We start from the raw sequence: 11930 nt of genomic DNA on the forward strand, positions 1-11930 counted from the left end.
AGGCATATGCATGGCTAAACTGAAGCACTTTACTGTCCATGAGCTCATGGGCGAGGGTTTCCGAGGATTTCAAACCTTCCAAGATGTCCGGCAGCAGTACGCCCAGGATGATGGGGGAATCCCGAAATCGCCGGGTGTCTACGTAGTACTACGGGTGAACACTTCTGCCCCACAATTTTTGACCAAGGGTTTCGGCGGAACCCACAAAGCCCGCAAGGCAAACGCGCCAATAAGTGAGCTTGAAGCAAGCTGGGTCCACGGGGCTTCGGTCTTGTACTTCGGCAAGGCAGGCCAGCGTAAAGACGGTGGAGGGTTGTGGGACCGGATCAACGAATACTCAGTGGCGGGCCAAGGACGAGTCCACGGCCACAGTGGCGGCGAATACATTTGGCAGCTAGCCGATGCTAGGAAACTGTTAGTGGCCTGGAAGGTTGTGCAAGGCGGAACGGAAAAAAAGCTTGAGGACGCCATGATTCTGGCTTTCAAAGACAGGTATGGGAAGGTTCCCTTCGCTAATCGCACACTTTAACTGAAAGCGACGGTTCGCTGAGATGAACGAAGCGCCCACAAGGGAGTAGGCATGAAGTGTCGCTTGGACGATCGACATATGCACCAGCGGGCGTTCACAGACCCTGGCGTGAGTGGATCGAGGGGCAGCAGGTCGTTGGACAATGCGTTTGAAAAAGCAGAAGCTTTGCGACCCGGTCCATTCCTAGCGGAATTATTGCCTGGCCTTTACTCTGTTCTCAGGCGCATTCGCGCTTCGCGCGGCGGATAGGCACTTCCGGCCATTTGGCAGTTGGTGACCGTCAACGCGAAGGGAGCCGGGCCATGTACGAAGCATTACCGTTCGTTATCGTCCTGCTGGTGTTCCTCCAGATCACCAAGCGGAAGTAGCCAAAGGGGTTTGGGCGGGCGATGTCCGTCCAAACCCCGATTACGTAGTTGCTCAGGTTCTGGACCAAGTGGGCGTAAAAGTTCCTATCCCATTACGCTCTCTTTTATGACTCAGCACACGGGGGACGTACTGACGTCCATACAGACAAGCGACGTTTTCACACCCGCCAAACTACCGACCATCACCGACGTTGATAGGGAAGACCTGTCAAAGGCGTTGGATCGCCTACTTAGGCGGGGCGGTTTCTATATTCCAGTGATGGGTACTACGAAGCTGGGCAAAACCACCCTAGTTAACAGCGCCTTGAAAAAGATGGGATATTCAATCTTCCTGCGCGGGCAGTCCTTGAGCGAGGGGAGCGAGACTCTTTGGCTCAAGCTGGCCGCCGAGCTGGAGATCCCAGCGTCCAAGGATACGGGCACTGTTTCTGGCGACAAATCTACGTGGGGCTTTTTCGGTAAGTTTGCAGCCACCCTTGCCCTGGTGGGCAAGGCCGAGGCCGGCGCGCAGGTAGGTGGAGAACACTCACTACAACAGTCGACTTCCAAGACTGTGCCGCTTGATGCCGAGAGTGAAGTCATAAAGGCACTTGAACTCCTGGCTAAGGGAGGGTTGAAGGTCGCGATCGCCATTGACGATTTCCACTTCATCACTGATGTAGAAAAACGGCGATCAATCATCCGCGCTCTGCGGCCGGTGACCGGGGCCGGGGTTTCTGTCGTACTGATAACCCTCCCTAACCGCGCAACAGATCCAGCCTTCCAAGGCACCAACATAGGTGGCAGGCAAAAGTCCATCACTGTTGGTACCTGGGACCAGACGGACCTGGAAAAAATTGCCACCTTGGGTTTTGCAGCACTAAACGTAGTGGCGAAAAAAAGCACTATCGCCCGCTTGGCTTCAGAAAGCTTTGGCAGCCCCCAGATCATGCAGCAGCTGTGCCTGGATCTTTGTGAAGATGTCAACGATGTCCTCGAGAAAGTAGAAGGTGATACTCCTCTTACTCTCCAAGAACCAAGCAATTGGAATGAATTCTTCAAGTCGATCAAGGATCACGACTCCGCTGATTGGCTCACGACCCTCGGTTTGGGGCCGAAAAAGAAGCGAGACAAGCGGAGCAAATATGAGGTGGGAGGGCGTCGAGCAGATGGATATCAGCTGATCCTTCTTGCCCTCCGGGACTTGGGTGTCCCCACATCGGTTCCTTTTGCTGACATCAAAGCTCAGATCGGCAAGATGCTTCAATTCGATGCCAAGCAGCTCAACGTGATGGCGCTTGAAGCCAAGGCCAACAACATGCACGTCCTTGCGCACAAGGTCATGGATGAAAAACTGGGCAACTTCAAGGCTCTGGAGGCTAAAGCCGAAGACGATGATTACTTCTTCGATGAAGAAGAAGTAGAGCTCGCAGGTGACATCCCCCAGCCTGTATTTGAGTTCACCAAATCAGCTACAACTCCCCTGCTCAACGTCTTGGACCCCTGGCTCGCCTACACACTGAAGTGGCATGAGGATTCCTTCCTCGGTTAATCCACCAGAAAGCCCAAGGTAAGGCCGGCATCGATAGGACGATGATCGCGCCTTGATCCGCACAGGAAAGCCCTGCACAGCCTGTTGGCTGTGCAGGGCCTTCGTACATCTGCCACGGGTTAGCGCCCGTAGTCAGAATCCTGCTGGCGGCGGTGTTCTGCTGACCGTTGTTGGATTGCTGTGGCGGTGCCTGCAGCGGCCGGAGTGGTGGACTGCTGCGGGAAAGAGGCATTCATCAGTCGCTGCATCTTTTCCAGCCGGGGGTCGATTTTGATGGGAGGCTCAGGCTGCGGTTGTTCTTCCGGTTTTGCTGCGGCAGCCATGAGTTGGTCGATGCGGGCAGAGTTGGCTTGGGCGGCTTTAAGCGCGTCAGCGTGTTTGAAGGGTTCTGCCAGCGCTTTCTCTGCCTGTTCGACCCGGGAGAGAGCTTCCTGGCGCCTTGACTCCACATCGTCGGCGAGCCGTGGCAGGGAAGCCACCCTGTTTTCGAGTTGACGGATGGTGCCGATGTCAGCGGACAGCAGGCTCCTGCGGGCGATCTGAGTTGCTGCCCTGGGTACTCCTTCGATACGTACTTCAACGGTGGCGCGGTCCAGATCCCGGGCCGGCACGAGCTTCGCGCGGAGCTCGTGGCCACCAAGGGTGGCAATGGTTCCCAGTTCGTCGTACCCGTAGAGATTCATGAGCCGGTGGCCGTGCTTGCCGGCCCATGCCCGCAGCGCTTCGGCGGCGTCTCCGCGGTTGTCGAGGGTTTTACCGTCGATGGTGGCCTTGAAGGCATCTGCCGTGGTGTCCACGGTCCGCGCTGCTGCCGCCTGGATCAGAGGCAGGTCGGCGGTAGCGGCGTCGGCTGCGGATTGTTCGCCGCGTTTGGTATAGGCGACAGCGATCATGTTGCGGTTGTAGGCCCGGTCGAGGCGGCTGAGGCGGGCCAATTCTTGGTCCGCGACGGCCTTTTCGAGTACCAGCGGGTTGCCGCTGGTGATGGCTTTGGCTTGGGCGAAGTTCAAGGTGTTGTCCCCGATGTCTTCGATTTCCCGGACGTCGAGCCGGCCGCGCATGATTTGGTTGATGAAGCGGGACTTCCGTTCCAGCCCTTGCCACATGAAGGAGTCGAAGGATTCCTTTGTGACGACTTGGGAGATGCGGACCTCGGGGTTCAGGTTGCCTTGGCGCATGATGCGGCCGTGGCGTTGTTCGACGTCCGACGGACGCCACGGGGCGTCCATGTCCACCAGGTGCACTGCACGTTTTTGAATGTTCGTGCCGACACCCATTTTCGAGGTCGAGCCCATCAGAACGGCGATCTGGCCGGAGCGGGCTGCCGCGAAAAGCCTCCCCTTTTCGGTGTCATTCTTGGCTTCGTGGACGAACCGGACCATGTGCTCGGGTACGCTACGGCGGCGGAGCTGGTCTTTGAGTTCGCCGTAGACGTTCCACCGGTCAGATGGTGTGCCGAAGTCGCAGAAGACCAGCTGCAGGGCCCCGGGTACCGGGTCAGGTTCCCCGGTTTTCGGGTCGGTGTAGATGCGGTCTTTGTGTTCTTCGTAGACGCTGGCCAGCAGGTCAGCGGTGGCGCTGATTTTGGTGGGTCCGCGCTGGAACAGTGTGGGGTCCACGAGTCTCATGTCCAGGGCGGCCTTGCGGCCGTCGGAGGAGACTTTGAGCATGTTGTCTTCCTCGGAGTCCACGAGACGTTGCTGGATGGCGTCTACGCGCTTGCCGATGTCCTGGATGTATTCGCGCAGTTCGGGGCTGGGTTCCACGGCCAGCATGTTGGGCTGGCGTAGCCCGTCCCCGTCCCGTGGGGCGAGGTCCGGGACGGGGAGCTTGAGGTCTTCGGCGGTTTTGACGTCCGCGAAGGTGTGGAACATCTTTAGCAGCTCGGGGACGTTCTGGAATTTGGCGAACCGGCTCTTGAGTTTGAACCGGTCGCCGCCGGCTACGGAGAGTTCCATTTCCTCGACGACCTGGCCGAACGTCGCGGCCCAGGTGTTGAAGTCTTGGATCCCGGTGGCCTCGAGGAGGTCCGGGCGCAGGTAGCGCTGCATGACGTACATTTCTGTGACGGAGTTGGCGATCGGCGTTGCCGTGGCCCCGGTGATGACCCGCCGGCCTTCGCGCTGGCGGAGGAACTCGGTCTTCATGTGAAGGTCCGATGCGCGTGCTGAGCCTTGGATGGCGGCACCGGGGATGTTGCTCGGGGTCCGGAGGTTCTTGTAGTCGTGCAGTTCGTCCACGACGAGGTAGTCAATGCCGGTCTCTTCGAAGCTGATCCCTGGATCGGCGGGAGCGTCGAGTTTGGCTTTGAGGATTTCTTCCTGTGCAAGAACGGCTTTTTCCAGCCGTTTGACGATGCTGGAATTGGCGCGTCCGTTGTCCTGTTCACTGTTCCTTACAGCCTCAAGCTCGGCGCGTATCTGAGTAACTTCAGAACTGATGTAGGCAGCTTCGGCTTCAGGGCTGAGGCTGACGCGCTGGAAGGCGGTGCGGGTCATCACCACGGCATCCCATTCGTTGGCGGCCGCGCGGGCAACGAACTGGCGGCGTTTGTCTCCTGCGAGGTCGGCCGATGAAGCGGCGAGGATGCGGGCCTGGGGGTAGATCTGGAGCCATTCGCGAGCGAACTGTTCCAGCATGTGGTTTGGGATCACGACGGCGGGCTTGTTGACCATGCCCAGGCGGCGCAGCTCCATCACACCTATGACCATCTCTCCGGTTTTGCCTGCACCGACCTGGTGGAACAGACCGACGGCAGGTTCGGAGAGCATGCGGGCCACGGCTGCGTATTGATGCGGACGCGGATTCCAGTCCTTGGCCTTGCCTGGCAGAGTCAGCCGTTCCCCCTCGGTGCTGTAGTCGCGCAGCACGATGGAATTGAAGCGGCGGTTGTACTCGTCGATGAGGCGGGTAGCCCGTTCGGGTTCCTCCCACACCCATTCGCTGAAACGCTCCTGCAGCAGCTGGGCCTTCTCCTGGGCGGCTGCCGTTTCGGTCGGGTTCAGGACACGGCGGTTATTCTCGCCTTCGTCCGTGACCCGGACGGGCCGCTGTTCCAACACCTGCTTGAGGATGTCTGAGACGGGCATCCGCTGGGTGCCCCAGTTGCTGGTGGCGGCGAGGGTGTGACGGTTGGCTTTGACGTCCCACATGGAGCCGGCGGCATTGGAGACGGTGGCGTAGGGGTCATTCAGGATTTCACGGACAAACTCCTGGTGAGTGCCGGCGTCGATCCAGACCGCACCCAGGCGGGCCTCCACCTCGTCCATGCGCAGCGGCTGGGGCATGACGTCGGTGAGAGCCCGAACGTTCACGGCGAACTTGTCATCCGAGAGTGCGGCCGCCTGGGCTACTTCGAGTTTTTCGCGGACATTTCCGGACAGGTATTCGGCCCGGGTCTGGAAAGCCTCATCAGCGCCGGGGATCTGGTAGATGCTCTCCCCCATCGCTGCCCGTGTCTCTTCACGGCTGATGCCCAGCAGGGACGCGGCGTAGTCCAGGTCAACCTCGCCCACACTATCCAGTGTGACGGTAAGTGCCTCTTCAGCAGTGTCCACACCGAGGACCGGTCGGCGTGGCTGGACCTGACGGCTGGAGAGTAGGGCAGCCGGGGAGGCTGTCTGGGTGGCTTCGTCGAAGTTCTCCAGTGCCATGACCAAGGGCCCGAACGGGTCCCGGGAGACGACGGACACTGCCCGGGGCGTGATGCGGGCCCGGATGGGCTCCTGCGTCTCTTCATCAACCCGGCCAGTATCCCGGAGGGTATAGCGGTTGATCGGCCCGTAGGTGTCCGCATACCGGCTATAGGCGGTCTTCAGGTCCTGGCGCAAAGCATCGATCTCGGCAGTGTCGTCCCGGTTTTCGGCTTCTGCGCTGAGAAGCTTCCGTGCGGCGTCGCGCAGGCCCAGAAGGGCGCGGAGTTCAGTGGCCTGGGTCTTGGGCACGGCGAAGTCGGTGTGGGAGCCGTTTTCAACGATGGTGAACCCGTTATCGGTGGCGCTGATGTGGCCATCCCACTCATGGCTTGCTGCCGGGACGTAGGCGGCCCGCTGGCGTTCCTGTTCGGCCGTCCGTTCGGTCATGACCATGCCCGAGGCTTTCGCTTCCGCCACGATGTCGGCCAGTGCCGCGTTCAGCCGGGCCGGTACGGCTGCGAGGTCGTCGGTGGTCAGCTGGAGGGTTTCTGCCCCGTACATGCCATTGCCGACGTGCAGCTCACCGAGAAGCCGTTCCGGGTACTCATCGAAGTGCGAGTTCAGGCGGGTGATCGTCCCGTCGATTTGGCGGGCGGTGACGGTTTCCCAGAGGGTGGAGGCCGGTTCCTGGCCGGGTTCCCTGCGCCGGAAGATCAACAGATCCGTCATCGCGTCGGTGCCTGCTGCCTTGCGGTGTGAGCCGGTGGGCAGCCTGACGGCACCCACGAGGTCGGCCAGCTGGTTCATCTCCCGACGTGCTGCCGGGTTCGTCGCGTCAAGACTGAAGCTGGAGGTCAGGACGGCCACCATGCCGCCCGGACGGGTCAGTTCAAGGCTTTTGAGAATGAAGTGGTTGTGCATCGAGTGGCCGCCGGCGTTGTGGCGGGGATCGTGCAGCACGGCTTTGTCGAAAGGCACGTTGCCGATGGCGAGGTCGAAGTGCCCAGTGGGCAGCTTCGTGTCGGCGAAGGACTCGGCCCGGACGGCGGCCTCTGGGTAGAGGGCCTGGGAGATAGCCGCGGTGGTCGGGTCCAGCTCCACGCCGGTCATCTCGACCGTATCCGGGGCAAAGCCGATGAAGGTACCCACACCGGACCCTGGCTCCAGGACAGTCCCGCCGTTAAAACCAAGTTCCTGCACGGTGGACCACATCGCCTGGACGTAGGCGGCGTCGGTGTAGTGGGCATTGATCGTGGTCCGCCTTGCAGCGTCGTACTGGGCCTCGGACAGGAGGCTGCGCAGATGCTGGCGGTCCCCGGCGTATTCCTCGCGGTTCTCATCGAAGATCTGGAAGACGCCCTGCGCTCCCCAACTCCCCCACCGGGCCAGCAACGCTTTCTCGGTGTCCGTGGCCTGCCGGCCCTCGCTCTGCAGCATCTGCAGCACCTCGAGGGCTTCCAGGTTCGCCCTGATGCGACTGCGGGCACCGGATGGGGCCAGGTCTTCCTGCGAAAACGGACGGAACCTGCCCGTCTCGTTGTCGGCTAGAGCTGTTGGCGCAACTTGTCGATTTCCGCCATGGAGTTCAGGTACTCCTGAATGCTCGGGTTCACGTGCTCGTCCTCCTCGTCCTCGCACTCCGTCTCCGGTGGCGAAAGCAGGTCGTAGCGGACGATCTCCTCGGCCTGGTTCTTCGCTGCGTTCAGACGGCCTACCTTCTCGAAGTAGCTCTCGTCCTTCGGATCGGGGCCGGCGATCTTGGGCAACAGCTCGTCCACTTGTTCCTGGGCCTGCTCCCCCAGGCTGGTGAAGAACTCCGCCGGGTTCTGTATTTGGCTGTAGCGCGTCGGACTTGCTGCCTTCCAGGCTTCCTGTGCCTGCCTGCCGTACTTGTTCATCACGATCCTCCTCTGGTGCCGCCCAGAGAGCGTCAAAGCTCATCTGGCCATCAATTTGTTTCTTGCGCCCCGCCATAGCCCCCGCCTTCTACTGAAATCATTTCAGTAGGCAACGCTAGCGGGTATGCATCAATCAGGATCACAACAGCATTCAATGCTGGCATTACTGGCATTGACAGCAATGCCAGCTTTCTATGGTGCGAGCTTTCGCCCGGGAGCTAGCTTTGCGCTCACCCTCGGGAACGGATCTCCGTTGTTGTACATGCGTTCCCGCCGAAGAACCTCGTTCATAACAGCGCGGGCGACGAAATCCGTCCAGGAGGCGTCCATCTCCTCCCCGTTCGTGGCCTTGTAGGCGGCCTTGGCTCGTTGCCTGTCAGCGCCCAGCATGTAGAACGTAACCGGTTCCTTCTTCGAAGAAGGAACAGCTTCCACCGGAGTTACAGGTGCCTGGCTTTCAGAGGCGGGCGCCCTGTTGGCTTTAAGAAGGTTCTGAACTCCACCTGCGGAGGGGCGGCGCGGCGGAGGGCCGATGGGTTCACGGTTCTGACTCATGAGGCGTTCCTTTGTTCTGCAGCTTCCAAACGGGCCACCAATTCTTGTGCGACCCGGTGAAGATCCTCGGCCACATTTCCGGCCGATCTTGGCTGGCTTGGCCCCGCCTTAGCGGTTCCCCGAAGGACTTCGTACCACTTTGGTCCGGAGTTGACCTGTTCCTCCAGCTCATGGACGAGAACTCCCCGTTCACGGACAGCCTGGGCAGGCGATTCGGCGTGGCGAACCATATTGTCAAAGAGCACATCGTCGGTGCCGAACGCATCGATGATGGCTTCCCGGACGGTGCGTTGGACGGATTTGGCCGACGAAGACGTGGCGGCAATGATCACGCCAAGGAGGTCAATGCCGGGATTAACGTCGATCACGGAGTCAAGCCGCTTTGCCACCCCGAGCAGACCTTCCCGGCCGCCGCGGTCCGTCTTGGTGGGCACGATGATTTGGGCAGCAGCGCCCAGTGCCGCCAGTTGGAGTGGTTCATTGCCCGGCGGGCAGTCAATGAAGATGATGTCGTATTGTTCAGCGACCGGAGACAGCGCTGCCGCCAACGCAAGTTTGGCTTTACGGGCATCCTTGCCGGCCAAGGAGACGAGGCCTGCTGCGGCTTGGTCGAGGTGAGCTCCCCCAGGTACCACGTCTAGGTTGTCCCGCACGTTCTTGAGCGGACTAAGCGGAGCACCGAACATCAGGCTCTGCGCCAACCCCATTCCATCGTCGTCCCGTTCCGTGTGGCGGTATCCGAGGTCAAGACCGAGGTTCCCCTGGGGATCGAAGTCCACCAGCAACACCCTCCAGCCTGAGATGGCGAGAAGTCCGCCCAGATTCGCGGTGAGGGTGGTTTTCAGTACGCCGCCCTTGCCGTTTACGAATGCGCAGACCCGGTCCAGGCCGGTCCTGTCGAATGGCTGATCTGTCTTCATGTCCCCCAACTTACTGTCATTACTGTCATTACTGGTGTTGCTGGCAATCGTGTCCGTTACTTTTATTACTGGTTATACTGACATTGCATGTTTTACAAGTATTACTGGCGTTGACAGTGTTGCAAGTGTTGCTGTCAATACAACTTTGGATCCTCGGTGTCTATGCCGCGAACCATAGAGCCGCATCATCAGGCGGTATCCAGTGGTCTTCCCGCTCAGCGTCGTGAAAGTCAGACTCACTCACCTGGACGTCCAGAAACCGATCCAGGTAAGCGTGCCAAGCCGCGCGTTCGCGTCGGTTGCGACTGATCTGGGATGCGTAGTCCTCCATTACGCCCAGGCGTTCCGCGAGGGCGCGAAGGCCCACTGTGGCGGTTATTTTCCAGCGCCGGTCGTCACGTTGGATCATGCCCAGACCCTCCATTGCGGCGAGAGCCTTGTCGACGGTTGAACGGCTGATTCCGCTGTTTCGTATGAGTTCTGCGGTGGTGGGGGAGTGGCGGCCGCGTTCCATGTTTTCGTAGACGATGGCTGCTGCATCACCGAGTGCCCGGAATACCGGCCGGATGGCGTGAATTTTCCCTTTCCGCCAGGTGAGTTCACGGGCCAGCATCTGAAAATGCTCCGGAAGTTGGATAAGGTACACGTCCGCTGCTTTACGGCGGGCGTCGGCAACTTTAGTAAGGATGCCGTCTGAGGCTTGGACCAGCACTGGTAGGAGTCGGGCAATGGTCACATGGTGCTTCCCCATTGCTGCGGCCAGTGTGCGACATCCAACGTCAAGCAGGTCGGTCTCCTTCGTCCTCATATAGGCGAGAAGTGCCCGGATGAGGAAGCGCAAGCTGAGGCCTTCACGGCCGCGATCTTTGAGCCGATGGTCCAGTACCGCGTAGAGCACGTTTTCCAGGTCGTTCACGAGCTGGTGTATTGCAGCTGGGCTGGAGTTGGGTGCCCCCCCTGTGGGGTTCTTGGGGCTTGTGTTGTTAATACGGGCACTGATTTTCCCGGTTCTGCTGGAGCCGGGTTTTTGGCTCGTGCCAGCGTTAATAAAGGCCTGGGCCTTGGCCCATTCGAGGGGGAGGAGCCGTAGCTGCTTTGAGGGCGTACCGTAAAGAGCTGCCAGCCCTGGGAACTGGCCGGTCAGTTCGTTCTGGACGTCCTCTAGGGACCATCCGCAGGCAGCGAAGTGATTCAGCACGCCCATGCGGGCCTCTGACGGGCTGGCATATTTGGCCGTGTCGTATAGCCCGGTACGCGCAATCCGGCGCAGTGGAGTCTCGCTGCGCCCACCGATGGGCAGATGGACCGCGGCCGCCGCCCGTGCTGCAGTTGCGGCTCTGGCCTGGCGTTCCTTGATGACCGTGTTGCGTGCCAGTTCAGGAGCCAAGGCTGCTCTCAGTGCCCCTATAGCGCGAGGGGAGTTCCGGACGCGGAGGATGGCGTATGCCTGGGACAGGGGAGTGATGAGGGTTTGGTGACCGCCTGCCTTGTGAGCGGAACCGGGGACACGGATGCATCCGTCCGTGATGTTCTGGTGGGGGCTGGGGTCCAGGCTTGCGGCCAGAAGGCCGAGGGCTTCAATGAGGCCGCGGGCTTCTGCAGCGGTGAGGCGCTGCTGAAGGGGGATGTAGATATGTCGGCCGCCGCTGGGGGAGAAGTCTTCCACGAACCCGACGTTGGCTTCGGCCAGAAGCTTCCTAAGACGTGCGGCGTCCGACTCGACGACGCCTTTCAGCGCCTTGGATGTGTCCAGGTCAATGCAGAGGGTGGAGACGGAGCCATCCGCGCCGTGGATCATCACCGCTGCGGGGCGGTCAGGAAGAGACTTCGTGATCCTCGGCTGGGTTGCCGGCCGCGGGTACTGGAACCTGGTGCCTATCCATCGCCCCAGGCGGTAGGACGGTTGGCCGGCGATCAGGGGGGCAAGGACCCAAGCCTGCTGGGGAGTGGTTTGCCCCACGACACCCTCACGTGCGTGCGTTGACGCGGAATTGACTTCCGGTACCATAGACATCAGTTACTCCTTCGGGGGAACGACAAAATCCACCCACTGGGTGGGTGTTTGGATAAAAGTTCAGATCGAATCCCGCCAAGAACGAGATCTGAACTAAATACTTAACGAAGGCCCGCCTCTGTGCGGGCCTTCAGTTATTTAACTGGCCTTCGGTATAGGCAGCGCTCCCTGGTCCCTGTAGTCGTCAATGTCATCCCACAGCGGCAGCCCGCGGGCATCCAAAGGGATACCAAGCAGGAGCCGTTCGGTGACGAGACCTTTGGAAAGATTGGTATGGGCGGACACACGGTCCACCAAGTCCTTAGCGGACTTTGAGACGTCAACACGCAGAATCACGTTGTCTAGGCCTGTGCCTCTGGGACGACGGGTTTTGGATGCGCTCATGCTGGCGAGTCTAACCGTACGGGTACGGTTAAATCGGCTGGGTGGCGCAGCGTGTCGCATCGTTTACCTCTCTGACATGGGGAAATGACAGATGCG

Annotated in this window: 8 protein-coding genes; 2 read left to right on the forward strand and 6 right to left on the reverse strand. The window is 60.2% G+C overall.

What is annotated here, in order from left to right; translation table 11 throughout:
- Positions 1-10 precede the first annotated feature (10 nt).
- Together QFZ36_RS20630 and QFZ36_RS20635 are read left to right on the forward strand one after the other, a co-directional pair.
- Positions 11-529: a hypothetical protein gene (locus QFZ36_RS20630; protein WP_306639324.1), complete on the forward strand. Its 519-nt coding sequence runs from the start codon at positions 11-13 to the stop codon at positions 527-529.
- 474 nt (positions 530-1003) lie between these two features.
- The gene (locus QFZ36_RS20635) at positions 1004-2428 is read left to right on the forward strand and encodes a hypothetical protein (RefSeq protein WP_306639326.1); all 1425 of its coding nucleotides are present in this window, start codon (positions 1004-1006) and stop codon (positions 2426-2428) included.
- Positions 2429-2547: 119 nt separating this feature from the next.
- On the opposite strand, the gene QFZ36_RS20640 is transcribed toward QFZ36_RS20635, so the two are convergent.
- From QFZ36_RS20640 to QFZ36_RS20665, 6 genes are all read right to left on the reverse strand, one after another.
- Positions 2548-7500, reverse strand: a complete 4953-nt coding sequence (locus QFZ36_RS20640) for a helicase-related protein (protein WP_306639328.1) — start codon at positions 7498-7500, stop codon at positions 2548-2550.
- 107 nt (positions 7501-7607) lie between these two features.
- Entirely contained in the window at positions 7608-7961 is a 354-nt protein-coding gene (locus tag QFZ36_RS20645; RefSeq protein WP_306639400.1) for a TnpV protein, read from the reverse strand.
- A 192-nt stretch (positions 7962-8153) separates the two neighbouring features.
- Positions 8154-8516 carry a ParB family protein gene (locus QFZ36_RS20650; protein ID WP_306639330.1) on the reverse strand — a complete coding sequence of 121 codons (363 nt, stop codon included), beginning with the start codon at positions 8514-8516 and terminating at the stop codon, positions 8154-8156.
- Positions 8513-9436, reverse strand: coding sequence for a ParA family protein (locus QFZ36_RS20655; protein WP_306639332.1), 924 nt, complete (start codon positions 9434-9436; stop codon positions 8513-8515). Before QFZ36_RS20655 ends, QFZ36_RS20650 begins: the two co-directional genes overlap by 4 nt.
- Before the next feature lie 160 nt (positions 9437-9596).
- Entirely contained in the window at positions 9597-11450 is a 1854-nt protein-coding gene (locus QFZ36_RS20660) for a hypothetical protein (protein WP_306639333.1), read from the reverse strand.
- Between the two features lie 138 nt (positions 11451-11588).
- Entirely contained in the window at positions 11589-11834 is a 246-nt protein-coding gene (locus QFZ36_RS20665) for a hypothetical protein (protein ID WP_306639334.1), read from the reverse strand.
- Positions 11835-11930: the final 96 nt, after the last annotated feature.

The sequence above is a fragment of the Pseudarthrobacter siccitolerans genome (assembly GCF_030823375.1).
Lineage (GTDB): Bacteria > Actinomycetota > Actinomycetes > Actinomycetales > Micrococcaceae > Arthrobacter > Arthrobacter siccitolerans_A.

What these genes read in the sequence shown, in the direction of transcription:
- QFZ36_RS20630 (WP_306639324.1), top strand. Translation starts at nt 11, where the DNA reads ATGGCTAAACTGAAGCACTTTACTGTCCATGAGCTCATGGGCGAGGGT.
- QFZ36_RS20635 (WP_306639326.1), top strand. Translation starts at nt 1,004, where the DNA reads ATGACTCAGCACACGGGGGACGTACTGACGTCCATACAGACAAGCGAC.
- QFZ36_RS20640 (WP_306639328.1), bottom strand. Translation starts at nt 7,500, where the DNA reads ATGCTGCAGAGCGAGGGCCGGCAGGCCACGGACACCGAGAAAGCGTTG.
- QFZ36_RS20645 (WP_306639400.1), bottom strand. Translation starts at nt 7,961, where the DNA reads ATGAACAAGTACGGCAGGCAGGCACAGGAAGCCTGGAAGGCAGCAAGT.
- QFZ36_RS20650 (WP_306639330.1), bottom strand. Translation starts at nt 8,516, where the DNA reads ATGAGTCAGAACCGTGAACCCATCGGCCCTCCGCCGCGCCGCCCCTCC.
- QFZ36_RS20655 (WP_306639332.1), bottom strand. Translation starts at nt 9,436, where the DNA reads ATGAAGACAGATCAGCCATTCGACAGGACCGGCCTGGACCGGGTCTGC.
- QFZ36_RS20660 (WP_306639333.1), bottom strand. Translation starts at nt 11,450, where the DNA reads ATGTCTATGGTACCGGAAGTCAATTCCGCGTCAACGCACGCACGTGAG.
- QFZ36_RS20665 (WP_306639334.1), bottom strand. Translation starts at nt 11,834, where the DNA reads ATGAGCGCATCCAAAACCCGTCGTCCCAGAGGCACAGGCCTAGACAAC.